This is a genomic window from Halobacillus yeomjeoni, assembly GCF_020171525.1.
GTDB lineage: Bacteria > Bacillota > Bacilli > Bacillales > Halobacillaceae > Halobacillus > Halobacillus yeomjeoni.
The window spans coordinates 15,911-42,617 of record NZ_JAIVAI010000010.1 but is presented as its reverse complement, the minus strand read 5'-3'; the positions used below and the strand labels follow the sequence as shown (position 1 = coordinate 42,617).

Here is a 26,707-nt window from a genome sequence, read left to right as displayed (position 1 = left end):
ACCAACCATTCCCAGAGGTGTCAATTCTTTATACACAATTTTCCTTTCCAATAGCAGCTCGACCATAAGTTGTCCATGTGTTGAATATGACGGTAATCACAGGCCTATACTGGGATTATGAGATTCTTGGAAGTATTCCATATTTGGTTGGAAAATCCAAATATTATTTACATTTAATTTTACCAGAGTGTATACATATGGGGAATACTTTAACGTGCTATTTTGACAGGTCAATAGCATTTTCGGTATATTTTAATGTTAGGAATGGAATTACAGAAATTTAAACAGTAGAATGATACAATAACCATTATGGATGAAAATTGGTTTTGTTTGGAATATATGAGGAGGGAAACCGATGCCTGAGGAAAAGAAAACTTTTTATATCACGACACCGATTTATTACCCCAGCGGTAATTTGCACATTGGACATGCTTATACAACTGTAGCAGGGGATGCGATGGCTCGCTATAAACGTTTACAAGGGTACGATGTCATGTACTTGACGGGTACAGATGAGCACGGACAAAAAATCCAGAGAAAAGCAGAAGAAAAAGGGGTAAAACCTCAAGCATATGTGGACGAAATTGTAAGTGGAATCAAAGATCTATGGCAAAAGCTTGATATTTCCTATGACGATTTCATACGGACGACCGAGGACCGTCACAAAGAGGTAGTAACGAAGATCTTTGATTACTTAATGAAGAAAGGCGACATTTACTTAGGTGAATACGAAGGCTGGTATTGTACACCTTGTGAATCATTCTTCACAGAGCGTCAATTAGATGAAGATCGCTGCCCGGATTGCGGGGGGCCTGTAGAAAAAGTGAAGGAAGAGTCTTATTTCTTCAAGATGAGCAAATATGTCGATCAATTGCTTGAGTTTTACGAGCAGAACCCGACATTTATCCAACCGGAAAGTCGTAAAAACGAGATGATCAATAACTTCATTAAGCCAGGGTTGGAAGACTTAGCTGTTTCCCGTACTACGTTTGATTGGGGAATCGGGGTTCCTGGAAATGAAAAACACGTGATTTATGTGTGGATCGATGCTTTGAGTAACTACATTACGGCACTTGGATTCGATACAGAGGACGACTCCCGTTACCAAAAATACTGGCCGGCTGATGTGCAGTTAGTCGGTAAAGAGATTGTGCGTTTCCACACGATTTATTGGCCGATCATGCTGATGGCTTTGGATTTACCATTACCGAAGCAAGTATTCGCTCATGGCTGGATTCTGATGAAAGATGGTAAGATGTCCAAGTCCAAAGGGAACGTAGTCGATCCTGTTCAATTGAGCGATCGCTATGGTTTGGATGCTCTTCGTTACTATCTTCTCCGTGAAGTTCCGTTTGGTTCAGATGGGGTCTTCACACCAGAGGCTTTCGTTGAGCGCACTAATTATGACTTAGCTAACGACTTAGGAAACTTGTTGAACCGTACGGTAGCTATGATCAGTAAATATTTCGACGGCGAAATTCCTCCATTGAGATTAAGTGAAGATCAATACGATGAAAACTTAGAACAGCTGGCGGAAGAAACCCGTCTTTCTGTAGAAAATTCCCTTGAAAACATGGAATTTTCCGTGGCGCTTGCTGATCTTTGGAAGTTTGTCAGTCGCACGAACAAATATATCGATGAAACACAACCTTGGGTATTGGCTAAAGATGAGGGTCAGAAAGACCGCCTCGGTAATGTGATGGCTCACTTGGCAGAGTCTCTCCGCCATATTGCCGTCATGCTTCAACCATTCTTGACAGAGACACCAGAGCGCATTTTCACTCAACTTGGGGTTACTGACCAGAGTGCTAAAAGCTGGGGAAGCTTGAAAGAATTCGGTGCTATCTCTAAAGGGACCCACGTCCAGAAGGGGCAGCCGATTTTCCCACGTCTTGATGCTGAAGAAGAAACACAAACCATCAAAGATATGATGAAAAAGCCTGCACCTCAAAAAGAAGAAAAGAAAGAGAAAAAGGAAGAGCAAGTAGAAGAGGTTACCATCGATGACTTTATGAAACTTGACTTTCGTGTTGCAGAAGTAGTCAAAGTAGATAAGGTGAAAAAAGCGGATAAACTTCTTAAAGTTCAGTTGGATCTTGGCTATGAACAACGCCAAGTTGTATCGGGAATCGCTGAGCACTATTCTCCAGAAGAGCTTGTCGGTCAGAAAGTGATTTGTATTACAAACTTGAAGCCGGTCAAACTTCGTGGAGAGCTTTCACAAGGAATGATATTAGCAGGGGAAGACGAGACCGGAAAGCTTTCCTTGGCTTCTGTAGATCAATCCTTAAGTAACGGTACGAAAGTGAAATAGAGGTTATCATGGCTGAGGGGAGAGCACATTGGGCGCTTTCCCCTTTAGTGTTTTAAATAACAGATTGATGAAAGGTGGAGTAATGATGCTATTTGATACACATGTCCATTTAAATGCTGATCAATTTGAGGATGATTTGGAAGAAACGATTGAACGGGCCAGAGAAGAGGGTGTCCAGTATATGACCGTTGTCGGTTTTGACAGGAAGACCATACCGAAGGCGATGGAAATTGCTGAAAACAACGAAAACATATACGCCGCTGTCGGATGGCATCCGGTTGATGCGATCGATATGACAGAGGAAGACCTTGCTTGGATTGAAGAGCTATCTTCACATCCGAAAGTTGTAGCTATTGGAGAAATGGGTTTGGATTATCATTGGGATAAGTCACCAGCAGACGTTCAAAAAGAAGTGTTCCGAAAACAAATTGCCTTGGCGAAAAAGGTGAAGATGCCGATCATCATTCATAACCGGGAAGCGACAGAAGATATCGTTGAAATTCTGAAAGAAGAGAATGCTTCAGAAGTAGGCGGAATCATGCACTGTTATAGTGGTCCGGTGGAAACAGCCAAAGAGTGTATTGATATGAATTTTATGATCTCTTTAGGCGGGCCGGTGACATTCAAAAACGCAAAACTGCCCAAAGAAGTGGCAAAAGCAATCGATTTGAAGCATATGCTGGTAGAAACAGATTGTCCGTTTCTGGCTCCTCACCCGAATAGAGGAAAGCGGAATGAACCGGCTTATGTGAAGTTGGTAGCAGAGCAAATTGCAGAGTTAAAAGGTATTTCATTACAAGAAGTGGAAGAAACAACAACGAAGAATGCACTCGAATTCTTTAAAATCCAGTCGTAATTTAGGGACTTTTGAATTATTGTTACAATCGCCCCCACCTTTTGTACCGGAATTGTAACATTACTGTTATGTTAATTTACTAACAAAAAATGCATAATGTAGGAGTCAGCGGTTTATCAGCTGGCTCCTTTTTCCATTTAAGGGGCTTGATTTGACAATCTATGAACGGTTGACTAGAATATGACGCATGTGTCATGAAAGGAGGCGAAAGTTGATGGGTAAAAAGAATGATATCCGCAATGTTTTAAAAAGTAAGGTTTTATGGATCGCTGTTTTGACGATCTTCAGCTTTTCTTTTTTAGTAACGGTATCTTATGAAGCTACGAAAGCCTCTGTGCAAGTGACCTTGGATGGTGAATCTGAATTAATCCGCACTCATTCTAATACTGTAGGAGATTTACTATCTGAATTGGATGTCACTGTACAACAACACGATGAACTATCACATGATCTATCAACGCCGATCAGTTATGGTATGGATCTTCAATACATAGCATCAAAATCTATTAATCTTGCTATCGATGACCAGCCATTCGAACAATATTTTACAACCACGAAAACGGTGGAAGAATTTTTCCAGGAGCAAAACTTGGACTTTCAAAAACGTGATGATATTTCGCACAAACAAGGCGATCCGATTGAAAGTGGCATGAAAATCACCGTCAACCAAGCGATGGAAATCACACTGAATGACGGTGGAGATAAGAAAAAGGTTTGGACAACAGCATCTACGGTAGATGAGTTTCTGTCTAAACAAGGAGTCCAATTAAATGAACTGGACGAATTGAAACCTGCTAAAACAGAAGAGTTGAAAGCAGGTGTGCCTGTCAAGATCAACAGAATTGAAAAGGTGACTGACATCGTAGAAGAAGAGGTCGACTTCACAGTAGAAACACGCAAAGATGATTCCTTATTAAAAGGAAAAAAACGAGTGGTGTCTGATGGAGAAAAAGGTCTTATCACTAAAAAGTATGAAGTCACTCTTAAAAACGGTGAAGAAGTAAAAAGAGAGTTAATCGAAGAATCTGTTGAAAAAGAAAGTCAGAAAAAAATCGTTGCTGTGGGCACGAAGGTGAATGCGCCGGCAAGATCCACTTCTGACCGCTCATCTGGATCCTCCAGTCGTGCAACTACGACGGTTTCCAGAGGCGATACAAATGGAGCGAAAACTCTTTATATGCATTCGACAGCCTATACAGCTAACTGCACTGGCTGTTCTGGAATTACAGCTATAGGAATCAACCTAAAAGCGAATCCAGGACGTAAGGTGGTTGCTGTCGATCCGAGTGTCATTCCTCTTGGAACACGTGTATGGGTAGAAGGCTATGGTTATGCTATTGCAGGCGATACGGGTGGCGCAATCAAAGGTAACCGTATTGATCTGTTCATACCGTCCAAGAGCCAGGCTTTAAGCTACGGCCGCAGAAGTGTGAAAGTCAAAATACTAGATTGATCCGAAAGCAGAGGAATAGCTCCTCTGCTTTTTTTCTATATCGGTCCCGTGGTATGCTATGAAAAGATGATTGCAGGTAATGCAGGAGGAAATCAAGGTGAATATAAAAGAAATCATAGTCGTAGAAGGTAAAGACGATACATCAAGAATTCGTGAGGCTGTCAATGCGGATACGATTGAAACGAACGGTTCGGCAATTGATGATTCCGTACTTGAACAAATCCGACACGCGAAAGAAAAACGAGGAGTCATTATCTTCACAGACCCCGATTATCCAGGTGAACGCATCCGTCATATCGTTGCTCAGCATGTCCCTGGATGTAAACATGCATTTTTACCCAAGCATTTAGCTCGGGCTAAACAGGATAAAGGCATCGGGATTGAACATGCATCAAAGGAAGATATACGAGAAGCGCTTTCTGCGGTATATGAGCTGGTGGAAGCTCAGGATGGAGAAATTACAAAGGATGACTTAATCTCTTTTGGGTTGATCGGTGGTGCATCCGCCCGAAGACGAAGAGAGCGATTGGGAATTGAATTGAACATCGGAAAAACGAACGGAAAGCAGTTGTTGAAGAGGTTGAATATGTTTCATATTACAATGGAACAATTGGAACAAACAATGGAGCACATTATTCAGGAGGAAGAGGATGAAAAGTAAAGCAGTAGCTACACCCAAACGAACAAAAGAGATTTTAGACACATATGGATTTTCATTTAAAAAAAGCTTGGGACAAAATTTCCTGATAGATGTAAATATATTAAAGAATATTATTGACCATGCTGGGATTGATTCAACAACAGGAGCCATTGAAATTGGACCGGGAATCGGTGCTTTGACAGAACAATTGGCTCAAAATGCTGGAAAAGTCGTGGCCTTTGAAATTGATCAACGGCTGCTTCCGATTTTAGATGAGACGCTTGGTGAATATGACAATGTACAAGTCATTAATGAGGACATTTTAAAGGCCGATGTAAAAGAAGTCATTGCAGAACATTTTCAGTCTCTTGAAAAGGTCAAAGTGGTAGCAAACCTTCCTTATTACATTACCACCCCTATTTTGATGCAGCTTCTTATGAATCGTTTACCTATCGATAGTCTGACCGTGATGATCCAGAAGGAAGTCGCAGATCGAATGGCTGCAGAACCAAATAACAAAAGCTACGGTTCATTGTCGATCGCTGTTCAATATTACACTGAAGCGAGAGTTGCCATGAACGTACCTAAGACCGTGTTTATGCCACAGCCTAATGTCGATTCCTCTGTATTACATCTGCAGATGAGAGAAAACCCACCAGTGGACGTTAAAAATGAAGAATTCTTTTTTGAAGTCGTAAAGGCTGCCTTCGGACAACGACGAAAAACTTTAATGAACAACTTAGCCCGTCATTTCAAAGGAGATATGGATAAACAGGACATTCGAATGAAGTTGGAATCTGTCGATATCGAACCGAGTCGTCGTGGGGAATCCTTGACAATGGAAGAATTTGCTCGGTTGGCAGATGCTTTTTATTCGGAAGATTGAAGTAGCTGACACAAAGCAGGGCATCTCACATACACTACAGTAGTGTTTGTTGTGAGGTGGGGATATATGATTATAAACGGGGATCTCGTGACAAGAAAGTCTTATCAGCACGATTTAATGTTCCGGGTCCAATCGGTGCAGGGATCCAACGTGAAACTGATGGGGGAAACGGTCCGTTTGGAAGCCGATGCCCCTTTTGAGGATTTGGAAAAAGTAAGCGGAGTGGAATACGAACGAAGAAAAAAACAAGTGGATGAACAGGAAGCATACTCCTACCGGTTGTTTCGACAGGATTATCGTTTGTTGAAAGAAAAAAGAGATGCAGAGGCAGGCAGTGGGTACACGACAAAAAAAGAAATGAACTATTTTCAAATTCCTCCACGAATTCTTCATATCGATGGAGATCCGCTTTTTTTGAAGAAGTGTATCGCTTTGTATGAACAATTGGGTCTGCAGGTTCACGGACAATACCTTCATGAAAAAGAAATGCCTGAAAAAGTAATGTCTCTGATTGAAAAAGTACAACCGGAAATCGTGGTTTTGACCGGCCATGATTCATACTCTAAAGCTAAAGGGACAACGAGGGATCTGGAAGCATATCGTCACTCCCGCTATTTTGTCGAATCTGTGAGGAAAATCAGAAGTAAGTACCCGAACTTTGATCAACTTGTCATTTTCGCTGGAGCATGTCAATCGCATTTTGAATCATTGATTAAAGCGGGGGCTAACTTTGCTAGTTCTCCTGCAAGGGTAAACATCCATGCGATAGACCCTGTCTATGTAGCCGCCAGAGTCGCTTATACATCATTTATGGATCATATCAATATATGGGAAGTCATTCGGAATACAATAAGCGGAGAAGCAGGTCTTGGAGGAGTAGAAACCAGAGGTCTTCTAAGAATCGGGATCCCTTATTCCACTGAACCAGAAGAATTGTCTTGACCGTTGCTGTTTTGGATATCAGCAGCGGCTTTTTTTATTATTTTTGATGGGGATGATGGGTGGGAGATGGCTTTCAAAGCTCTATTATAACTAGGGAAATGCATAATTTTCCTTTTACTGGATAACCTATCGTAAGAGCTTTTATAAATCTTTATGTTGACATTCTTTTTGTCCTATTGGTATAATTAATAATTTTATTTGACTTAATTTCGGAAGTGTGGTATTATTAAAAACAGTGAGGTGGAGTGTAGTGGCTAAAACGTTAGTTGAAATTAAGCAATCCCTAGAGGGTCAAATTGGTAAACGTTTAACTTTGAAAGCAAACGGTGGTCGCCGTAAAACGATTGAGCGCTCAGGAGTTCTTGCAGAAACATACCCTGCGGTTTTCATTGTTGAACTTGACCAAGAAGAAAATGCTTTTGAACGTGTGTCTTACAGCTATGCCGATGTTCTAACAGAGACAGTAGAACTGAACTTCGATGATTTACAAACGATGGCCTTGGAGCAGTGAACTAAAGTTTACTGCTTTTTTATTTTGCTCGTATCAGTTCCTGACATCCATGCAATTGTTTCCATACTTGTCTACATATACACGGGATGAGTTTCTTCAAGAGATTCATACTATGGTTGTCGTAACTAAGTGAAAGCGAAAGGAGCTGAAAACGATGGGACGTAAAAAAGGAATCATGTCCGATTCGTTGAAGGAAGAGATCGCGAAAGAACTTGGGTTTTACGGCAAAGTTCAAACTGATGGTTGGGGCGGCATTACTACCAGAGATGCCGGCAACATGGTCAAACGAGCAATTCAAATGGCAGAAGAACAAATGGTGAAAAACTATAAATAAATCAAACACCCTGAATGCTTCAAAGGATTCAGGGTGTTTTTTGTTTCCACTCTCAACAGCGTACTGTCATACAGCTTCTCTCCTAAATCCCCGTAAATATGGTACAATGCTTGAAGATAAACTGTGAAGATGAGGTGCTTGAATGCAAATTTTAGAAAAAGCTCCCGCTAAAATAAATTTGTCTTTAGACGTGTTGCATAAAAGGGACGACGGTTTTCATGAGGTTGAAATGGTCATGACCACCGTAGATTTAGCCGATCGCATTGAATTGACTCTTCTTGAAGAGGATACGATTCGTGTGGAGTCGGAAAGTCGGTTTGTTCCGAATGATGAACGAAATCTGGCTTACCGTGCTGCCAAGCTTTTGAAAGACACCTATGATGTGAAACAGGGAGTGCGGATATTCATTGAGAAAAATATACCTGTAGCTGCTGGGCTTGCAGGGGGGAGCAGTGATGCTGCCGCTGTTTTAAGAGGTGTGAATAAGCTTTGGGACTTGAACATCGACCTTGATGACTTGGCTGATTTAGGATCACAAATCGGTTCAGATGTATCGTTTTGTGTGTATGGTGGAACTGCTCATGCCACCGGTCGTGGAGAAAAAGTGACCCAATTACCTGCACCTCCTTCTTGCTGGGTTGTGCTGGCTAAACCCCCAATCGGTGTGTCGACCCAGTCTGTCTATCAAAACTTGAAATTGGATGGAGCTATACATCCTGATACAAATGCGATGATTCAGGCGATTCAGGCACATGATTTCAACAGCATTTGTAAAGAAGTGGGCAATACACTGGAAGGTGTCACCCTTTCCCTGCATAAGGAAGTCGCTCAAATCAAAGATCAGATGCGTGAGGCAGGTGCCGATGCGGTCTTGATGAGTGGAAGTGGTCCGACGGTTTTTTCTTTAGTGGAACAAGATGCCCGTGCCCAGAGGATATACAATAGCTTAAAAGGGTTTTGTAACGAAGTGTATATCGTTCGGATGCTGGGATATCGGGAAACGACTTGAAAAAAACCGTACAAATCTGGTATATTAAATGAATAATATTCGGATTTAGAGGTGTCTAGCGAATGAAAAGAAGTGAACGTTTGGTTGCGATGACTCATTTTATACTGGACCGCCCACGGGAGTTAATTTCCCTGCCGTATTTCTCATCAAAATACGAGGCGGCCAAATCTTCAATCAGCGAAGATTTAGGAATCATTCACAAGATGTTTCAGCATGAAGGGGTCGGTTATTTAGAAACGGTTCCAGGAGCGGCTGGAGGAGTGAAGTATATCCCTGCCTATTCTAAAACGTATAGCGATTCCTTCGTCCATCAGCTATGTGAGAGACTGGAGGATCCTGAACGTTTGTTACCAGGCGGTTATTTGTTCATGAGCGATATACTCGGGGATCCTGAAGCAACTAGAAACATTGGGCGATTGTTCGCTTCAGCCTTCAGTAATCGGGAAATCGATGCAATCATGACAGTAGCTACAAAAGGAATTCCTCTGGCTTACGCTGTAGCCTCTTATTTGAATGTCCCGGTCGTCATCGCAAGAAGAGACCCGAAGGTTACGGAAGGATCGACGGTGAGTATCAATTATGTTTCAGGTTCGACCAGGAAGATTCAAACGATGGTACTTACGAAGCGCTCTTTGAAGAAGGGGGCAAAAGTTTGTATCATTGATGATTTTATGAAAGCAGGCGGAACGATAAACGGAATGAGCAACTTACTGAAAGAGTTTGAGGCAGAAGTTGCTGGGATCGGCGTCTTAGCTGAAGCAGAAGATGAAGAAGAGGAAAGAGTCGTTCAAGACTATATTTCTTTGGTACAAATCGTTAATGCTGATGATCGTCGAGGTACCATCGAAGTTCGTCCAGGCAACCTTATCGACCATATATAAAGCAGAAAGGAAGTCTCTTTGTAGTCAAAAAGAGCTTCCTTTTTTTAGGTTCTTTTAAAGTTTGGTGTTGATATTTATAACGAGAAAGCTGAGTCTCCTCGAACTTCGTTCTTCGGGTTCTCACCTTGTTCCTTTTTCCTACAGGAGTCTCCCTGTTTTCCCTTCCCTCCCATTCAAAGTTAGTGTAACGAACTTTCATTTATAAATGTAATATGGCCTTTCCGTCCACCTATTTTGAGGAGATGGCTTTGGGGATGGTGAGGCTCCTGTGGGATAAAGGTACATCGTGAGACACCGGAAGGCGTCAGCCTGAGGAGGCTCACGGTACCCCACGGAAAGCGAGTCATTCTAAAAGGCCGCCTCACACTAATTCTTCTACGGAAATAGCTGATGTAAGCTCACATGTGAAATACCAACACCAATCTTTAACAGAGCCTTTTTAAAAAATCCCCCTGCCTCAATCCAGGTTCACATGAGAAAGCCAATTGATGAGCTTAAATTGGCTTTTTTGGACACTTCAGCACCCGGAAGAGCCTCTCTTAATCGCTCCATCTAAACCTGTTCCATGTGTTGGGTAAGTCCATTCGTAACTCCATTAGAGCATATGGAAAAATTAGATTATAAAAATTTTTTAGAAAATAGGCAGGAATTTTTGGTGTTTTGTGGAATTCATCTACATAAGTTCTTTTTGGAATAAAGGTGGTGAATGATAATGGAAGTAACTGACGTAAGACTGCGACGCGTTAATACCGATGGAAGAATGCGAGCAATTGCTTCTATTACCTTAGATCAGGAGTTTGTAGTCCATGACATACGGGTGATTGATGGCAACAATGGCTTGTTTGTAGCAATGCCGAGTAAGCGTACCCCGGATGGGGAATTCAGAGACATTGCCCACCCGATTAATTCCGGTACTCGTGGGAAAATTCAAGATGCAGTACTTGAGGCCTATCACCAAGCTGGTGAAGAAGAGGCTGAAGTAACCTACGAAGAAGCTGGAGCTTCTTAATACTTAGTAAAAAAATCAGAGTCTGACCTGTAAAAAGGTTAGGCTCTTTTTGTTTATGAGGCTCCTTGAACTCCATGGACATAATGGAGGGATATGTTGAAATCAAGGTTATTTTGAGATATTATTCAAAGTGGATAATTAGGATGGAGGTACGTTCATGACTAATCGTTACGCTGTGGTGCTGGCAGCCGGCCAAGGCACACGCATGAAATCAAAACTTTACAAAGTTTTGCATCCCGTGTGTGGAAAGCCGATGGTTCAGCACGTCGTAGATCAATTGAATACATTGAACTTGAGTGAATTGATTACTGTGGTTGGTTTCGGAGCTGAGAAGGTCCAGGACCAGCTGGGTGAAGACAGTCATTATGTAGTTCAAGAAGAACAACTCGGTACAGGTCACGCTGTTTTACAAGCAGAAGATATTTTAGCCGATAAAGATGGAACGACCGTAGTCGTTTGCGGCGACACACCACTTTTGACAAGTGAAACGCTGCAGAAGCTGCTGGATCACCATGACCAGCAAAATGCTAAAGCCACAATTCTGACTGCCCATGCTGAAGACCCGACAGGTTATGGTCGTGTCATTAGAGGCGGGAATGGTCAAGTAGAACGAATCGTTGAACAAAAAGATGCATCAGAAGAAGAACAGGCGATACAGGAAATTAATACAGGTACTTACTGTTTCGATAATAAAATGCTGTTTGACGCCTTGAAAAACGTGTCGAACGATAATGTTCAGGGTGAATATTACTTACCTGACGTCGTTGAAATTCTGAAGGACCAGAATGAAGTCATCAGTGCTTATCAAACGCCTGACTTCGCTGAATCTTTAGGCGTCAATGACCGCGTTGCTTTGTCCAAAGCAGAAAGATTGATGAAACAAAGAATAAATGAGAACCATATGAGAAATGGTGTTACAATCGTAGACCCCGACCAAACGTATATCGGTCCTGATGTAAAAATCGGTAAAGATGTAGTCATTTACCCTGGGTGTTCAATCACGGGTGATACGACCATTGAAGATGATGCTATCCTTGGACCTCACTCGACAATTGAGAATTGTCTTGTAGGTGCGGAGTCGGTTGTAAAACAAAGCGTTGCGGCGGACTCAAGCATTGGGAAACGTGTTCAAATTGGACCTTTCGCACACATCCGTCCCCAGTCTTCTCTTGGGAACGATGTGAAAGTAGGAAATTTTGTAGAAGTGAAGAAAGCGTCATTCGGTAACGGCAGCAAAGCCTCTCATTTAAGCTATATCGGAGATGCACAAGTCGGTCAAGGTGTAAATATCGGCTGTGGTACAATAACGGTGAATTATGATGGACAGAACAAACATCTGACTACGATTGAGGATGACGCATTCATAGGCTGTAATTCCAATTTGATCGCTCCGGTGACAGTTGGAGAAGGAGCGTATGTAGCTGCTGGTTCTACCATCAATAACGATGTACCCGCAGACGCACTGTCGATCGCTCGTTCTAAACAAACGAACAAAGAGGGTTATGCAAGCAAACTTAAGTCGATTAAAAAAGATTAACGGAGGGTTCAATCCATGGAAAATGGGTATAAGGATTCCAAATTGAAAGTGTTCTCACTGAACTCCAACCCAGATTTGGCAAAAGAGATTGCCGATAATATCGGAGTCGATCTTGGGAAGTGTACAGTCACATCTTTCAGTGATGGCGAGATTCAGATAAATATTGAAGAGAGTATTCGTGGGTGTGATGTATATGTCGTACAATCCACTTGTGAACCAGTAAATCAACACATTATGGAATTGTTGATTATGATTGATGCATTAAAGCGTGCATCTGCAAGAACAATTAATATCGTCATGCCATATTACGGGTACGCGCGACAAGACCGTAAAGCCCGTGCGCGTGAGCCGATTACTGCAAAATTAGTTGCCGACTTACTAGAAACTGCAGGTGCATCCAGAGTTCTCATGCTGGATCTTCACGCACCACAAATCCAAGGTTTCTTCAATGTACCGATCGATCACCTGGTAGGTGTGCCGATTCTTTCTGACTACTTTGAAGAGAAGAATTTTGATGATGTGGTCATCGTGTCCCCTGACCATGGTGGCGTAACCCGTGCTCGTAAGATGGCAGACCGCCTGAAAGCTCCGATTGCGATCATTGATAAACGCCGCCCTAGACCGAATGTTTCAGAAGTCATGAATATTGTCGGGAACATTGAGGGTAAAACAGCGATATTAATTGATGATATTATCGATACAGCAGGAACGATTACATTAGCAGCAAACGCTCTTGTAGAAAATGGTGCAAAAGCTGTTTATGCTTGTTGTACACACCCTGTACTTTCAGGACCTGCCATCGATCGTATTGAAAACTCAAAAATTCAAGAGTTGGTCGTTACGAATACGATTCCACTTGGTGAAGATAAGAAGAGTGAAAAAATCACTGAACTATCTGTTGCCGGTTTGATCAGCGAAGCGATCATCCGCGTGCATGAACGTCAGTCCATCAGTATTTTATTTGATTAATAAAAAAGTTTGATATAAAAGGTTTAACTCTTGCGAATTACGGGAAACTGATATAAATGATTGGTAATTATATGGAGGTTGATTAATTTGGCTACTGTATTGAAAGCAAATCAAAGGAAAAATCTCAAACAGTCCGTAACAAGAGAACTGCGTTTGGAAGGAAATGTTCCCAGCGTCGTTTACGGAAAAGATAAACAGCCGATCACGGTTGCTGTTAACAGCTTAGAGTTACTTAAAACCGTTCGTGATGAAGGGAAGAACGCAATTATCTCACTTGACATCGATGGTGGCGAAACTGTAGATGTCATGCTTCACGAATATCAAATTGATCCATTAAAAGATGAACTCATTCATGCTGACTTTTATATAGTGAATATGTCAGAAGAAATGGATGTTGAAGTACCTGTTCACTTAGAAGGCGAAGCAGAAGGTGCAAAAGAAGGTGGAGTTGTACAACAACCACTTTATGAGCTGGCTGTCCGTGCGAAACCTGCAGACATCCCGGAAGAAGTTGTTGTCGATATTTCTGAATTGAATATCGGTGACAGTATCCTGGTCAGTGATCTGAAGGCATCCAGTAAGTATGAAATTACTGAAGACCCGGATACCACAATCGTATCTGTTACTCCTCCGGAAGAAATGCCTGAAGAGCCGGAAACAGAAGATGCAGATGTTGAACCTGAAGTCATCAATGAAAAAGGTGATGATGAAGGTGAAGATGAAAGCGAAGGCGAAGAAGCATCTGACGATGAAGATAAAGAATAAAAACTAATTTAACAGAGGGGCGTGGCCAGTAGGCCCGCCCTTTTTTGTGTGAAGTCAGGTGTTGGAGGAAAAGGATGCGGGTAAATGGTAAAGAATAAGTGGTGTGCATAAGTAGTTGTCGCTAGGAACTGACATGTTTTTCACATCAGGTTTGATATAATAGTAGGAGTAAAACGACAGAAAAGGAAGTTATTGAATGAAATGTATCGTAGGTCTCGGAAACCCGGGAAAGAAATATGAACAGACACGGCATAACATCGGGTTTATGGTCATTGAAGAGTTAGCCAGACAGAACCATTGGTCATTAAACCAAACGAAGTTCCGTGGACTCTATACGATTGAGCACGTGGGCGGTGAGAAAGTTCTCGTTTTAGAACCCCAGACGTATATGAACCTCTCGGGAGAATCGTTAAGAGCGTTTATGGACTATTATGAAATCGATATAGAAGATATCTTAGTCATTTATGATGATCTGGATTTACCTCCTGGAAAGATCCGCCTTCGAAAAAAAGGCGGACATGGGGGTCACAATGGTATCCGAAATATCATCGACCAGTTGGGGACCAAGGAATTCAAAAGATTGCGCGTAGGTGTCGGTCGTCCATCCGTTCCTATGTCAGTCGTCGATTATGTACTTGGTAAGTTTGATAAAGACCAGCAAGGTCCCGTGGAAGATAGTATTCAAGATGCAGTGAAGGCTTGTGAAGCTTGGATTCAAAATCCTTTTAATGAAGTTATGAATGAATTTAATGTGAAGTGACTGAACGAATAGAAGGTGACTTGGTATAACCTATAATGTCGGCGGAAAAACTAATTACCATTAACCGCCTAGGAGGATGGAAATGAAGATACGTTATTTTTGCCGGCATTGTAAAAACCAAGTGGGAGAACTGGATGCGAAACAAGTGGACGTGTCTCAATTGGGATTCGATTTGCTGAATGATGAGGATCAACAACAAATGGTTCATATGAACAGCCAAGGTAACATGGATATCCGCACCATTTGTGATTCGTGCAAAGAGACACTGGACAAACATCCAAACTACCATGAGTTAGATTTTTTTATTCATTAAATCCTGTCATTGATGCATGATTGAAAGACAGGGTGGTGGGGGAGTTCGTTTATGCAGGGAATAAAGGATTATTTATATCCACAGGATGATATCAATTCTGTGATTGACGGATTTGAAAACGGAATGAAGGAACAGATGGTTGCTGGGTTGTCAGGCGCATCCAGAAGTGTCATGATCTCATTACTTCGGGAGTCTCTACACCGGCCTGTACTCCTTGTGACCCATCAATTGGTTCAAGCGCAGCAACTCTACGAGGATATGCAGGAACTTACATCATCTGCTGAAGTTCACCTTTATCCTGTGAATGAGTTGATCGCATCCGAAATCGCTATTGCGAGTCCAGAGCTCAGGAGTCAGCGTATAGATGCTTTGACGCAATGGTTCAATCAAGATTCGGGTATTCTGATCGCCCCTGTGGCTGCTTTAAAACGAATGATGCCGCCGAAATCCTATTGGGAGCATAATCAGCTCCCTTTTCGTGTTGGGGAAGAAATTGATTTAGATCAATACTTGCAGCGGTTTATCAGTATGGGGTATGAACGTACAGAAATGGTCGCAACACCTGGTGAATTTTCTATCCGAGGTGGAATCTTAGATGTATATCCATTGACTGCAGAGTTTCCTTATCGTATCGAATTGTTTGATACTGAAGTAGATTCGATACGTACCTTCGATTCTGAAACACAGCGTTCTCAAGAAAAGCTGAAAGAGGTAAATGTAGGTCCCGCTACTGAATTACTGCTTGAAGAACAGGATTTTGCTCGTGCACACAACCGTTTGGAAGCAGCGCTCAGCCATTCATTGAAAAAGCTGACGAAATCAGAGGCGAAAGAAACCTTGAATCAAGTCATCGAACACGATTTGGATCGATTGAAAGAAGAGGAACGTTTTCAAGAGATGTATAAGTACATCGGATACTTCTATGATGAGGCTGTCAGTCTGCTGGATTATCTTCCATCTGACGGCTTATTAGTCATTGACGAAATGAGTCGTGTACAGGAAACTGCGAACAGGTTGGACCAGGAAGAAGCCGAATGGCATCAAAGTTTATTGGAAGCCAACCAGACTGTACGAGAATTGAAAATATCCTTTGACTGGCATGACACCTGGGCTAAAATGGAGCATCCGCGCCTTTATATGTCTGTGTTTATGCGGCATATACCTAATACACAGCCGCAAAATATCATAAACATTTCAAGTCGTCAGATGCAGCAGTTCCACGGTCAGATGAATCTGTTGAAAAGTGAGATGGAACGCTGGGTAAATCAAGGTTACTCCGTTGTCATTCTCGCACCTGATGACCAAAGAAGTGAAAGGATACAATCTGTTTTAGAGGATTATGACATGGAAGCCGTCATTGCTAAAGAGCCTGTTAAACTTCCGTTGATAAAACCGACGATCATTAAAGGGAATATCAGCAGTGGTTTTGAATGGCCTATGCATAAACTTGCTGTATTGACAGAAAATGAATTGTTTAAGAAGAGGACTTCCAAGCCCAAGCGAAAACAAAAGATGTCCAATGCAGAACGGATAAAGAATTATCAGGAGCTTAAAGTGGGCGATTACATCGTCCATGCCAACCATGGAATCGGAAAATACTTGGGGATTGAAACTTTAGAGATGAATGGAAATCATAAGGATTTCCTCATGGTGAAGTACTCAGGAAACGATAAGCTTTACGTTCCGATCGATCAAATCGACTTGATACAAAAATATGTTGGATCCGAAGGAAAAGAGCCGAAAGTTTATAAGCTTGGTGGCAGTGAATGGGCGAAGGTGAAAAGCAGGGTGCAATCCTCTGTAGAAGACATCGCCGATGATCTGATTCAGCTTTATGCGGAGCGGGAAGCATCCAAAGGGCATGCATTCAGTGAGGACGGGGAGATGCAGAAAGAATTCGAAATGGCATTTCCTTATGAAGAAACGGAAGACCAAATCCGCTGTATTGAAGAGATCAAGCATGACATGGAGCGGATTCGGCCGATGGACCGCCTCTTATGCGGGGATGTAGGTTATGGCAAGACGGAAGTTGCCATACGTGCAGCTTTCAAGGCAATAGTGGAAGGAAAACAGGTCGCCCTTCTTGTCCCGACGACCATTCTTGCTCAACAACACTATGAAACTCTACAAGAGCGGTTCCAAGGGTTTGGTATCAATATAGGGTTGATGAGTCGTTTCCGTACGAAAAAACAGCAGAAAGAGACGACAGATCGACTAAGGAAAGGTCTTGTCGATGTTATCGTTGGGACTCACAGAATTTTATCCAAGGATGTGCAGTTCAAAGATTTAGGCTTATTGATCGTGGATGAAGAGCAGCGGTTCGGAGTAAAACACAAAGAAAAAATCAAACAGCTGAAGCATAACGTCGACGTTTTGACTCTGACTGCTACCCCGATACCGAGAACCCTTCATATGTCGATGCTCGGAGTGCGTGATTTGTCAGTCATAGAGACACCGCCAGCGAACCGTTTCCCGATTCAAACGTATGTATTAGAATATAACCCGATTTTCTTACGGGAAGCTGTGGAAAGGGAAATGGCCCGTGATGGACAGGTCTTTTTCCTGTTCAACCGTGTTGAAAACATTGAGCGGATGGCGCAGGAAATATCAGCATTGGTACCTGAGGCGCGGGTAGCATTTGCGCATGGACAAATGAATGAAACTGAGCTTGAAAACGTCATGTTCTCTTTCCTGGAAGGGGAATTTGATGTCCTTGTTAGTACGACAATTATAGAAACAGGGGTAGATATACCGAATGTGAATACATTGATTGTCTATGACGCGGACCGGATGGGTTTGAGTCAGCTGTATCAATTGCGCGGGCGGGTGGGACGATCCAATCGTGTAGCCTACGCTTATTTCACTTATCAAAAAGATAAAGTGCTGACCGAAGTGGCAGAAAAACGTCTGCAAGCCATCAAAGAATTCACTGAATTAGGTTCTGGATTCAAAATTGCTATGAGAGACCTCTCCATCAGGGGGGCCGGAAATTTATTGGGCGCCCAACAGCACGGTTTCATTGATTCTGTCGGGTTCGATATGTATTCCCAGATGCTGAAAGATGCGATACATGCAAAGCAGCAAGGAAAAGAACCGGAAGCTGTACAGCCGTTTCAGCCGGAGCTGGACTTGCTTATGGATGCATATATCCCTCAGGAATATATCAAAGACGAAAAACAAAAAATTGATATGTATAAGCAATTTCAAGCGATCGAATCAATGGAAGATATTCATGATTTACGTGATGAACTGATTGATCGATTCGGTGATTATCCAGAAGAAGTGGCAAACTTATTCCAAGCTTCATCCATTAGACAGTATGCCAAACAAGCACGGATTGAATCTGTGTCTGAGAAAAAGAAAAAGCTGATTATGGTTATGGAGGCTGAGCAGAGTCAATCGATTGATGGCTCTAAGCTGTTTGAATTCGCCAACCAATATGGACGCATCGTCCAGCTTGGCACCGAAGACAACAAGCTGAAAGTCACCTTCAACTGGGATCGTAAATCACAGCTGAAACGATACGAAATTGTAGAAGAATTTCTGAGTCGGCTGCCGGAAATGATGAGAGAACCATCTAAGGCTTAAAGAAAGTTCTTAAAACAGCGATGCATTGACCTTTCGGAGTCTATAAGGCCCCTTTCCTGCTTATACACGATAAGGAATATGAATTTCGACCTCTGAGAAAGCTCCCAACCGGGGAGCTTTTTTTTAGGTTTTAATACACTTTTCTTTTTTATTTCACTTGTCTTTATTTGGGATTCTTCAATCGTTTTTTTACAAAATTCTACAAATTATCCGAAATCCTATAAAAAAATCCATACCAAGGGTGTATAGGTTTTTTCTGCTGTATCATACTATCTTTAATCACCCGCTTATTCTGCATGCGCTTCAACAGTAAAAGATCATGAACATCATCAAAGAAAGGGAGGCAGCATAAGAATGAAGGCAACTGGTATTGTACGTCGTATAGATGATTTAGGTCGTGTGGTTATACCGAAAGAAATCCGCCGCACGTTGCGGATTCGTGAAGGGGATCCATTAGAAATATTCGTTGACCGTGAAGGTGAGGTCATTCTTAAGAAATATTCCCCTATCAGCGAGTTAGGTGATTTTGCGAAGGAATATGCAGAGGCTCTTAATGAAGCGTTGGAAGCGACTGTGTTGATTTGTGATCGTGATGAGTATATTGCAGTAGCTGGCGGAACTAAGAAAGATTACATGAACCGATCCATCGGTTCAAAAGTAGAGGAAGTCATGGATGCGAGAACGATGTCTTTTGAAAAACATCCCACCCCAACTGAATTTCTCCGCGGTCAAGAAGAAGACGTCATTTCTTATATCATCCATCCTATAATAGCGCAGGGTGATCCGATCGGGTGTGTAGTTGTTTTGAACAAAGAGGGTTCTCCATTGGATGATAGTGCAGGGAAAGCTGTTCATACAGCAGCAAGCTTTTTAGCTAAACAGATGGAATAGCTGATAGGTCAGGTCCACGTCGTCATGGATCTGACCTTTTGTATGATATAATAAGGAAATAAATTTCCTGAATTAGAAAGGGTCCGCAATGACCGAACATAAATCTCGAACGATCTTCAAAGGGGCTTTTATCTTGACTGTCGCTGGTTTGATCAGCAAAATTCTCAGTGCAGGATACAGGGTCCCTCTACAAAATATTACTGGAGACCTCGGTTTTTATATATATCAACAGGTCTATCCTATCTTAGGTATTGCTGTCATCTTATCTTTATATGGTTTTCCGGCGGCTATATCTAAGCTGGTCTCAGAAATCAGCGAAGAACATAAAACTCTTTCATTCCCTTCATTCTTCATTCCGGTGTTCTTATGGATGGCAGGAATATGCGGGCTGATTTTTATCATTGGTTACAGTCAAGCTTCTACGATAGCTGCTGTCATGGGGGATATGAAACTGGTCCCTTCTTTACGGTCAGCTTTTTTTGTGTTCTTACTTGTTCCTTTTGTTTCGTTGTTACGCGGTGTATTTCAAGGGGGCAACCAAATGGGACCTACCGCTTCATCCCAAATCATTGAGCAGCTCATTCGTGTCAGCATCATTATCGCGACTGCTGTTTGGGTGATGAGAAGTGAACGATTATATGCCATTGGTATAGGCGCATCAACAGCGGCTTTGGCAGGTGCGCTGGGAGCCATATTGGTTTTGGTCTTATACGCAAGGAAGCACCAGGTGTGGTCGTATCAGCGTTGGGAGTCATCGATATCATACATAAAGACGATTCTGTTTTATGGGTTGTTCATATGCTTTAACTATATGATGCTCCTTTCTTTACAATTGGTCGACGCATTTACTCTCGTTCGGGGGTTAATTGATTTTGGGATCGATTTAGAGTCGGCAAGAGTATCAAAAGGGATCTTTGACAGGGGACAGCCCCTGATTCAACTAGGAACTGTGCTTGCTTCATCGATTGCCCTTGCATTAATCCCTTCTGTGACAAAGCCACGCTTAAAGAAAAACCCTGAATTAGTGAAAGGTTATATGTTTACAGCGACGAAGTTCAGTTTGGTTGTAGCTGCAGGCGCAACGGTTGGATTGATTGTACTGTTTCCTGAAATCAACCGACTCTTCTTTCAAAGCGAGGATGGAACACAAGTTTTACGACTGTTGTCAATCGTCATTTTGTTCACTTCGCTAGCTATTACAACATCATCAATTCTTCAAGGATTAGGGTATGTCACTCATACAGCTTTTTATGTACTTGCAGCCATACTGTTCAAAACGCTTTGTAACCTATGGCTTATTCCATATCTAGGGCTTGAAGGGGCTGCTGCTGCTTCATTAATTGCTGTGGTTTTCGTATGGCTGGCGAATGTCATCACTTTGAGGAAACACTTCCCTATAAAAAAATGGCTCGAGCTTCCCTGGAGTTCCATAGTCATAGCTTCTATAGGCATGATTATTTTATTGATGTTCCTTCGTATACTGGGGGGGCTTGTAGTTGAATTGGATCATCGTGCAGTACTCCTTTTCTACACACTCAGCTTAACCGGTATCGGAGCAACCCTTTATTTCGTTCTTTTATTTATCACTGGCGCGTTTACGAAAGCAGAATTAAAGCAAATCCCCTTTCACGATAAATGGGGGGAGTTTTTGCCGAAAGGGAGGATAAGATGAAAACGATAACTGTACTTGGACTAGGAGCTGGAGACCTTGAACAGCTTCCGTTGGGAGTATATAGAAAGCTGACAAACTCAGATCAGAAACTTTACGTAAGGACAATGGATCACCCCGTACTTGAGGATTTGAAAAAGGAAGGTTTGACTTTCGAAAGCTTTGATTCTGTATATGAAAATCATGATCACTTTCACCTGGTTTACGAAGAGATTGTTAAACAATTGGTAGAGGCGTCACTGGCTGAGGATGTGACCTATGTCGTCCCTGGGCATCCGATGCTTGCGGAACGTACAGTCCAACTATTGATTGAAGAAAAAAGGAAAGGAACCATTGACGTCGTCATAGAAGGTGGCCAAAGTTTCCTGGATGCGACGTTTGCAGCTTTGGAAATAGATCCGATTGAAGGGTTCCAATTTTTAGATGCGACAGCCTTACAAAGAGATCAACTGCAATACTTGAACCACATTATCCTTTGCCAGGTGTATGATGCAATGATAGCTTCAGAAGTGAAGTTGACTTTACTAGAAGACCTCCCGGCTGACCATCCAGTAACGATAGTATCTGCGGCAGGTAGTGCTCAGGAAAAAATCACGACTGTACCGTTAGAAGAGTTGGATCGTAATGTAGAAGTCGACAATTTGACTAGTGTATACATTCCTCCGGTCGATAAAGAAAAGCTGAATCACCAATTTTTCCGTTTGAGAGAAGTGATTCAAACGTTGAGAAGCCCACAAGGGTGCCCGTGGGATAGAAAACAAACACATGAATCTTTGAGGAAGTATTTGATCGAGGAAGCTTATGAATTTATAGATGCCGTCAACCGTCAAGATGACGATCATATGATTGAAGAATTAGGGGATATCCTTCTACAAGTCATGCTGCATAGTCAAATTGGTGAAGATGAAGGGTTTTTCACCATCGATGACGTAATAGTATCGGTAACGGATAAAATGATCCGCCGTCATCCTCATGTCTTTGAGTCCGTGACAGTGAACGATGCTGACGAAGTCGTGACCAATTGGGAAGCGATTAAGCAGCAGGAAAAAGGGGAAAAGGCAGAATCAATCCTTGATTCAGTTCCAACCAGTTTTCCGGCACTCCTTCAAGCAGAAGAGCTGCAGAAAAAAGCCGCGAAAGTAGGGTTTGATTGGGACTCTGTCGAACCGGTCATGGAAAAAGTAGAAGAAGAATGGAAGGAATTCCAAGAAGCGCGAGAGAATGATAATGAAGAAGAAATGGAGAAAGAATTCGGGGACTGGCTGTTTGCTATTGCGAATCTGGCAAGGCATTATAAATTGAATAGTGAAAATGCTCTCCAGCGGACCAATAAGAAATTCAGGACCAGAATATTATCGATGGAGCAAGAAACGAAGCGTCGAGGACACTCACTGCATGATTATGACTTGAATCAATTAGAAGAGTTGTGGGTGCAGGCGAAAGAACGACACAAAGGAGCGGATGAATAAAATGCGTTTAGATAAATTTTTGAAAATCTCCCGTTTAATCAAAAGACGAACGTTGGCGAAAGAAGTTGCGGACCAGGGAAGAATACAAATAAACGGTAACCAGAGTAAAGCAGCGAGCAACGTTACGATCGGAGATGAACTGACCATTCAATTCGGTCAAAAAATCTTGACGATTGAGGTTAAGTCATTGAGAGAAAATGTGAATAAAAATGAAGCTGCCTCCCTATACGAAATCAAAAAAGAAGAACCTGTACAATAATGGATTGCCACTGCTTTTTACGCAGTGGTTTTTTCGTTTCTGACTTTGCTTGTTCTAACCCCTCCTTTTCTGACATAGCTTGTACTAGAGAAGGAGGTTGGGTCGGATGCAAGCTTACGATAATAACCAATCAAGAAATCAACAACAAATCGAACACAATGTGCAGATGTGGAACAGAAGAAATATAGAAATCTCCGGAGTCAAAGAAGTCGACAGCTTCGACAGTGAAGAGTTCCTATTGCAAACTTCAATGGGTTATTTGGTGATTCGAGGCCAAAACTTGCAAATGAAGAACTTGGATCTGGATTCAGGTGTGGTTTCAATCAAGGGTAAAGTTCATGAAATGACTTACTTGGACGAACACCAAGGGGATAAAGCTAAAGGTTTATTTAGCAAGTTGTTCAAATGACCCTCACAACCCAGTTTATTACTATTTTGTCTATGATCGGGGGAGGTATGTTCGTAGGAGCTTCCCTGGATACATTTGAACGATTATTTTATAAAAGAAATAAAAAGAGCTGGCTTGAAATCATTTATCAACTGGGTTTTTGGTTGTTTCAAGCGGCTTTTCTATTTTATATTCTTTACCTGGCCAATTATGGAGAGTTACGAGTCTATGTTTTTATCGCTTTAGTCTGTGGTTTTTCAGCATATCGTGCCATGCTTCAGCCCATCTACTTAAATATACTTGAGTTCCTCATCAAGTTTTGTATGGCGATATACAGGATTGTGAAAAAAACTTTTTATTACTTTGTCGTGTGGCCTGTGAAATCCATCATTTTCCTAATTTTTTCTTTACTTCTTGTCGTTTATAAGATACTTTTAAAGGGTATAATAATAATATTTCTTGTCGCATTTTATCCTATTAAGCTAGTTTTGAGATTGATTTGGCGATTGCTGCCGAAAAGCATGAAAAAACACTTAAGGCAAATAGCAGGTTTTTTAGGTAAAATGAAGAATACTTTGAGCACATGGGTGAAAAAACTTTACAAGAAGTGAAGGAGGCGGGACTTTTCATGGCAAAAAAACAACCGGAGTCGGTAGCGCGCTTAGATTCTACATACATGAAGCACTATGATGCTTATATGGAGCGACATCAGAGAAGAAAGAAGCGGCTCGTTCGCCGTCTGGTGTCGTTTGCCCTGATTTTGACAATCATAGCTGGTGTCATGGGTGTTTATCACTATCAGCAACAGTCCTTATATTCACAAAAGCATGAGCAGTATCAGCAGTTGCAGCAGGACATGGACGCTTTGAAGAAAGAGGAAAAGGATTTGAAACAGGAAATTGAGCTTTTGAATAATGAAGAATATGTTCTACAGATTGCGAGAACCAATTATTTCTTCTCGAAAGAAGGCGAAATTATCTTTAAAATCCCTAATGAGGATCCCTCATATTGACACTCTTTTCATAGCTTATATATAATATGTAAGAAGGATCTATTTATCGAAACTTTAAGGAGGAGCATTTTTTTTATGTCAATTGAAGTAGGCAGCAAGCTGCAGGGTAAGGTAACAGGAATTACTAATTTCGGGGCGTTCGTTGAGCTTCCTGATGGGAAGACTGGTCTCGTTCACATTAGTGAAGTTGCCGACAACTACGTTAAAGACATTAACGAACACTTGAGCCAAGGTGACGAGGTGCAGGTGAAAGTTATTAATGTCGGAGATGATGGTAAGATTGGTTTGTCCATCAAAAAAGCAAAAGAAAACCAAGGTCGTCGCCCGCAAAAGCCTCGTAAACCGGCTGAATCATTTGAACAGAAGATGAACCGTTTTATGAAGGACAGCGAAGACCGCTTAGCATCACTTAAAAAGCACACAGAATCCAAACGTGGAGGTCGAGGTGCTAAAAGAGGATAGCTTGCTGTCTAGGACAATGAGTAAAATGTGCATTTAACTATATGAGAAGCAGACCCAAAAGGGTCTGCTTTTTTTCTTGCCAGAAGCTTTTTCTTCTGCCGAATGATTGGACAGGCCGTATCATATGATTAGTTGAAGAAGTAAATTCAAGCAGAGATTCGGAGGTCATACGCTTGCGTGAACAGCTTGATCGATCACATTATAAAACAAACCGTTCAGCGGAGTTATATGAAAGGGCAAAGCTTTCTATTCCAGGAGGTGTGACAGCGAACATCAAGCACTTTTCTCCCCACCCTCTATTCATGAAGAAGGGTAAGGGAAGTAAACTCTATGATGCTGATAACCATTCATATGTAGACTACCTCCTGTGTTATGGTGCATTGATTTTGGGGCATGGTCATCCGGCTGTATATGAAGCTGTGATCGATCAATGGTCGGCGGCAGGTACACCAGTATTCGGTACGCCGCATGAAATAGAGACGGTCATGGCAGAGAAATTAATTTCTCTCTACAGGGGGATTGATAGTGTACGTTTTACGAACTCAGGGTTAGAAGCTACCATGCTCGCTTTACGGGTCGCTTCAGCCTTTACAGGAAGATCCAAGGTGGCTAAGTTTGAGGGGCATTATCATGGTGGATACGACCAAGTGCTTTTCAGCATACAGCCTGCCCCTGGGGAAGCGGGTGCCGCAGACCGTCCGGAAACGATACCTGAATCAAAGGGAATTCCTGATTATTATACGAACCATACTATAGTCCTCCCATTCAATGACTTGGAAGCCACCAAAAACCTTTTGAGAGAAAATGCTGAAGAATTAGCGGCGGTCATTGTTGAACCTGTCCAGGGAGGGTTTATTCCTGCTCACCAAGCATTCATGCAGGGTCTTAGGGATATAACTAAAGAGTTGGGCATCGTATTAATTTTTGATGAAGTGAAAACCGGTTTTCGCCTCTCAGTCGGTGGTGCTCAAGAACTTTATAAGATCACTCCGGATCTCACGGCATTAGGAAAGGTTTTAGGAGGAGGATTTCCGGTGGGGGCGGTTGGCGGTCGGAAGGATATGATGGCATTGCTTTCTCCTGACGGGCAGGACCTTCTTTCTGCCGGTGGAAGACAGCCTTCTTCCGAAAGAGGGCTGTTCCATAGTGGAACGTATAACGGGCACCCTTTAGTTCTTGCAGCTGGATTAGCTACGATCGAAGTACTGGAAAAAGAAGGTGTCATGAGAAATCTGTTTGATACTACAGACATACTTAGAAATGAATTAGAGGCCCTATACCTTCATTATGATCTCCCGATGCAGACGATAGGTCTTGGCAGCATCTTCAATATCGTTATGACAGATAGAGACATTGAAAACTATCGGGATATGAAAAAAGCAGATTTGAATGTAAGGAAACGAATCGATGAACGGGTGTTGAAGTTTGGTGTATACAGTAAACCTCTTAATCGATACTCTCTATCTACTGTCCATGATGAACAGGATCTTGACTTCACCATAAAAGCACATGAAAAAGCGATTATCGGTATGAAAGACACATATACAAAACGTATTTTCTGATTCAATCACTTCAACTGCCGATGGTTCTTTCCTTATCAGTCTCTAAAAAGTCTACAATGCTGCTCTTGATGGGTGGATGAGGATATAAAAAAACGCCTTTCTCAATGAGAGAAAGGCGTTTTTTGGACAAGAATGCTTTTTGATGACCCGTACGGGATTCGAACCCGTGTTACCGCCGTGAAAGGGCGGTGTCTTAACCACTTGACCAACGGGCCAGTAACGATAAAA

The 26,707-nt window shown here is 42.1% G+C and carries 26 protein-coding genes and 1 tRNA gene; 26 read left to right on the top strand and 1 reads right to left on the bottom strand.

Annotated features, from left to right (window positions below; all coding sequences use genetic code 11):
* Positions 1-355: 355 nt before the first annotated feature.
* The 26 genes from metG to LCL89_RS16430 all read left to right on the top strand — a co-directional run bounded on the left by metG (position 356) and on the right by LCL89_RS16430 (position 26,479).
* The gene (gene metG / locus LCL89_RS16555; protein WP_224810953.1) at positions 356-2,314 is read left to right on the top strand and encodes a methionine--tRNA ligase; all 1,959 of its coding nucleotides are present in this window, start codon (positions 356-358) and stop codon (positions 2,312-2,314) included.
* A gap of 85 nt (positions 2,315-2,399) precedes the next feature.
* Positions 2,400-3,170: a TatD family hydrolase gene (locus tag LCL89_RS16550; RefSeq protein ID WP_224810952.1), complete on the top strand. Its 771-nt coding sequence runs from the start codon at positions 2,400-2,402 to the stop codon at positions 3,168-3,170.
* Positions 3,171-3,384: 214 nt separating this feature from the next.
* Positions 3,385-4,623: a G5 and 3D domain-containing protein gene (locus tag LCL89_RS16545; protein WP_197318482.1), complete on the top strand. Its 1,239-nt coding sequence runs from the start codon at positions 3,385-3,387 to the stop codon at positions 4,621-4,623.
* Positions 4,624-4,720: 97 nt separating this feature from the next.
* Entirely contained in the window at positions 4,721-5,284 is a 564-nt protein-coding gene (rnmV, locus tag LCL89_RS16540) for a ribonuclease M5 (RefSeq protein ID WP_224810951.1), read from the top strand.
* A complete protein-coding gene (rsmA, locus tag LCL89_RS16535; RefSeq protein WP_224810950.1) occupies positions 5,274-6,149 on the top strand; it encodes a 16S rRNA (adenine(1518)-N(6)/adenine(1519)-N(6))-dimethyltransferase RsmA in 876 nt (291 codons plus the stop codon). Before rnmV ends, rsmA begins: the two co-directional genes overlap by 11 nt.
* A gap of 66 nt (positions 6,150-6,215) precedes the next feature.
* The gene (yabG, locus tag LCL89_RS16530; protein ID WP_197318479.1) at positions 6,216-7,091 is read left to right on the top strand and encodes a sporulation peptidase YabG; all 876 of its coding nucleotides are present in this window, start codon (positions 6,216-6,218) and stop codon (positions 7,089-7,091) included.
* A 250-nt stretch (positions 7,092-7,341) separates the two neighbouring features.
* Positions 7,342-7,602, top strand: a complete 261-nt coding sequence (gene veg / locus LCL89_RS16525) for a biofilm formation stimulator Veg (protein ID WP_035511778.1) — start codon at positions 7,342-7,344, stop codon at positions 7,600-7,602.
* A gap of 154 nt (positions 7,603-7,756) precedes the next feature.
* Entirely contained in the window at positions 7,757-7,936 is a 180-nt protein-coding gene (locus tag LCL89_RS16520; RefSeq protein WP_224810949.1) for a small, acid-soluble spore protein, alpha/beta type, read from the top strand.
* A gap of 142 nt (positions 7,937-8,078) precedes the next feature.
* Positions 8,079-8,945, top strand: a complete 867-nt coding sequence (gene ispE / locus LCL89_RS16515) for a 4-(cytidine 5'-diphospho)-2-C-methyl-D-erythritol kinase (protein ID WP_224810948.1) — start codon at positions 8,079-8,081, stop codon at positions 8,943-8,945.
* Positions 8,946-9,007: 62 nt separating this feature from the next.
* Entirely contained in the window at positions 9,008-9,826 is an 819-nt protein-coding gene (gene purR / locus LCL89_RS16510) for a pur operon repressor (RefSeq protein ID WP_224810947.1), read from the top strand.
* 712 nt (positions 9,827-10,538) lie between these two features.
* Positions 10,539-10,835, top strand: coding sequence for a septation regulator SpoVG (gene spoVG / locus LCL89_RS16505; protein ID WP_197318475.1), 297 nt, complete (start codon positions 10,539-10,541; stop codon positions 10,833-10,835).
* Positions 10,836-10,992: 157 nt separating this feature from the next.
* Positions 10,993-12,372 (top strand): bifunctional UDP-N-acetylglucosamine diphosphorylase/glucosamine-1-phosphate N-acetyltransferase GlmU, encoded by a 1,380-nt coding sequence (glmU, locus tag LCL89_RS16500; RefSeq protein ID WP_224810946.1) that lies wholly within the window; start codon positions 10,993-10,995, stop codon positions 12,370-12,372.
* A gap of 15 nt (positions 12,373-12,387) precedes the next feature.
* Positions 12,388-13,341 (top strand): ribose-phosphate diphosphokinase, encoded by a 954-nt coding sequence (locus tag LCL89_RS16495; RefSeq protein WP_197318473.1) that lies wholly within the window; start codon positions 12,388-12,390, stop codon positions 13,339-13,341.
* Positions 13,342-13,428: 87 nt separating this feature from the next.
* Complete coding sequence (locus LCL89_RS16490; protein WP_224810945.1) at positions 13,429-14,106, top strand: 50S ribosomal protein L25/general stress protein Ctc; 678 nt, start codon at positions 13,429-13,431, stop codon at positions 14,104-14,106.
* Between the two features lie 196 nt (positions 14,107-14,302).
* On the top strand, positions 14,303-14,866 hold the full coding sequence (gene pth, locus LCL89_RS16485; protein WP_197318471.1) for an aminoacyl-tRNA hydrolase: 564 nt from the start codon (positions 14,303-14,305) through the stop codon (positions 14,864-14,866).
* 82 nt (positions 14,867-14,948) lie between these two features.
* On the top strand, positions 14,949-15,179 hold the full coding sequence (locus LCL89_RS16480; protein WP_197318470.1) for an anti-sigma-F factor Fin family protein: 231 nt from the start codon (positions 14,949-14,951) through the stop codon (positions 15,177-15,179).
* A gap of 51 nt (positions 15,180-15,230) precedes the next feature.
* Entirely contained in the window at positions 15,231-18,767 is a 3,537-nt protein-coding gene (gene mfd, locus LCL89_RS16475) for a transcription-repair coupling factor (protein WP_224810944.1), read from the top strand.
* Between the two features lie 354 nt (positions 18,768-19,121).
* Positions 19,122-19,658: a stage V sporulation protein T gene (gene spoVT, locus LCL89_RS16470; protein ID WP_206760777.1), complete on the top strand. Its 537-nt coding sequence runs from the start codon at positions 19,122-19,124 to the stop codon at positions 19,656-19,658.
* 88 nt (positions 19,659-19,746) lie between these two features.
* Entirely contained in the window at positions 19,747-21,330 is a 1,584-nt protein-coding gene (locus tag LCL89_RS16465; RefSeq protein WP_224810943.1) for a putative polysaccharide biosynthesis protein, read from the top strand.
* Entirely contained in the window at positions 21,327-22,796 is a 1,470-nt protein-coding gene (locus tag LCL89_RS16460; protein WP_224810942.1) for a bifunctional methyltransferase/pyrophosphohydrolase YabN, read from the top strand. Before LCL89_RS16465 ends, LCL89_RS16460 begins: the two co-directional genes overlap by 4 nt.
* A gap of 1 nt (position 22,797) precedes the next feature.
* Positions 22,798-23,055, top strand: a complete 258-nt coding sequence (locus LCL89_RS16455; protein ID WP_224810941.1) for an RNA-binding S4 domain-containing protein — start codon at positions 22,798-22,800, stop codon at positions 23,053-23,055.
* Between the two features lie 106 nt (positions 23,056-23,161).
* Positions 23,162-23,464, top strand: a complete 303-nt coding sequence (gene yabP / locus LCL89_RS16450; protein ID WP_197318465.1) for a sporulation protein YabP — start codon at positions 23,162-23,164, stop codon at positions 23,462-23,464.
* Positions 23,461-24,054, top strand: a complete 594-nt coding sequence (gene yabQ, locus LCL89_RS16445; protein ID WP_197318464.1) for a spore cortex biosynthesis protein YabQ — start codon at positions 23,461-23,463, stop codon at positions 24,052-24,054. The genes yabP and yabQ overlap by 4 nt, the downstream gene beginning before the upstream one ends.
* Before the next feature lie 17 nt (positions 24,055-24,071).
* A complete protein-coding gene (locus LCL89_RS16440; protein ID WP_197318463.1) occupies positions 24,072-24,455 on the top strand; it encodes an FtsB family cell division protein in 384 nt (127 codons plus the stop codon).
* A gap of 75 nt (positions 24,456-24,530) precedes the next feature.
* Complete coding sequence (locus LCL89_RS16435) at positions 24,531-24,917, top strand: S1 domain-containing RNA-binding protein (RefSeq protein WP_197318462.1); 387 nt, start codon at positions 24,531-24,533, stop codon at positions 24,915-24,917.
* Between the two features lie 173 nt (positions 24,918-25,090).
* On the top strand, positions 25,091-26,479 hold the full coding sequence (locus LCL89_RS16430) for an aspartate aminotransferase family protein (RefSeq protein ID WP_224810940.1): 1,389 nt from the start codon (positions 25,091-25,093) through the stop codon (positions 26,477-26,479).
* A gap of 143 nt (positions 26,480-26,622) precedes the next feature.
* Here LCL89_RS16430 and LCL89_RS16425 read toward each other — a convergent pair.
* Positions 26,623-26,694: transfer RNA gene (locus LCL89_RS16425), tRNA-Glu, on the bottom strand.
* Positions 26,695-26,707: the final 13 nt, after the last annotated feature.

Excerpts from the sequence above, each read along its gene's own strand:
- LCL89_RS16550 (WP_224810952.1), top strand. The coding sequence starts at position 2,400 with ATGCTATTTGATACACATGTCCATTTAAATGCTGATCAATTTGAGGAT.
- spoVT (WP_206760777.1), top strand. The coding sequence starts at position 19,122 with ATGAAGGCAACTGGTATTGTACGTCGTATAGATGATTTAGGTCGTGTG.
- LCL89_RS16455 (WP_224810941.1), top strand. The coding sequence starts at position 22,798 with ATGCGTTTAGATAAATTTTTGAAAATCTCCCGTTTAATCAAAAGACGA.
- LCL89_RS16440 (WP_197318463.1), top strand. The coding sequence starts at position 24,072 with ATGGCAAAAAAACAACCGGAGTCGGTAGCGCGCTTAGATTCTACATAC.
- LCL89_RS16495 (WP_197318473.1), top strand. The coding sequence starts at position 12,388 with ATGGAAAATGGGTATAAGGATTCCAAATTGAAAGTGTTCTCACTGAAC.
- glmU (WP_224810946.1), top strand. The coding sequence starts at position 10,993 with ATGACTAATCGTTACGCTGTGGTGCTGGCAGCCGGCCAAGGCACACGC.
- LCL89_RS16435 (WP_197318462.1), top strand. The coding sequence starts at position 24,531 with ATGTCAATTGAAGTAGGCAGCAAGCTGCAGGGTAAGGTAACAGGAATT.
- yabQ (WP_197318464.1), top strand. The coding sequence starts at position 23,461 with ATGACCCTCACAACCCAGTTTATTACTATTTTGTCTATGATCGGGGGA.
- spoVG (WP_197318475.1), top strand. The coding sequence starts at position 10,539 with ATGGAAGTAACTGACGTAAGACTGCGACGCGTTAATACCGATGGAAGA.
- ispE (WP_224810948.1), top strand. The coding sequence starts at position 8,079 with ATGCAAATTTTAGAAAAAGCTCCCGCTAAAATAAATTTGTCTTTAGAC.
- purR (WP_224810947.1), top strand. The coding sequence starts at position 9,008 with ATGAAAAGAAGTGAACGTTTGGTTGCGATGACTCATTTTATACTGGAC.
- metG (WP_224810953.1), top strand. The coding sequence starts at position 356 with ATGCCTGAGGAAAAGAAAACTTTTTATATCACGACACCGATTTATTAC.
- pth (WP_197318471.1), top strand. The coding sequence starts at position 14,303 with ATGAAATGTATCGTAGGTCTCGGAAACCCGGGAAAGAAATATGAACAG.
- mfd (WP_224810944.1), top strand. The coding sequence starts at position 15,231 with ATGCAGGGAATAAAGGATTATTTATATCCACAGGATGATATCAATTCT.
- LCL89_RS16480 (WP_197318470.1), top strand. The coding sequence starts at position 14,949 with ATGAAGATACGTTATTTTTGCCGGCATTGTAAAAACCAAGTGGGAGAA.
- rsmA (WP_224810950.1), top strand. The coding sequence starts at position 5,274 with ATGAAAAGTAAAGCAGTAGCTACACCCAAACGAACAAAAGAGATTTTA.
- LCL89_RS16460 (WP_224810942.1), top strand. The coding sequence starts at position 21,327 with ATGAAAACGATAACTGTACTTGGACTAGGAGCTGGAGACCTTGAACAG.
- yabP (WP_197318465.1), top strand. The coding sequence starts at position 23,162 with ATGCAAGCTTACGATAATAACCAATCAAGAAATCAACAACAAATCGAA.
- LCL89_RS16545 (WP_197318482.1), top strand. The coding sequence starts at position 3,385 with ATGGGTAAAAAGAATGATATCCGCAATGTTTTAAAAAGTAAGGTTTTA.
- LCL89_RS16520 (WP_224810949.1), top strand. The coding sequence starts at position 7,757 with ATGGGACGTAAAAAAGGAATCATGTCCGATTCGTTGAAGGAAGAGATC.
- yabG (WP_197318479.1), top strand. The coding sequence starts at position 6,216 with ATGATTATAAACGGGGATCTCGTGACAAGAAAGTCTTATCAGCACGAT.
- LCL89_RS16465 (WP_224810943.1), top strand. The coding sequence starts at position 19,747 with ATGACCGAACATAAATCTCGAACGATCTTCAAAGGGGCTTTTATCTTG.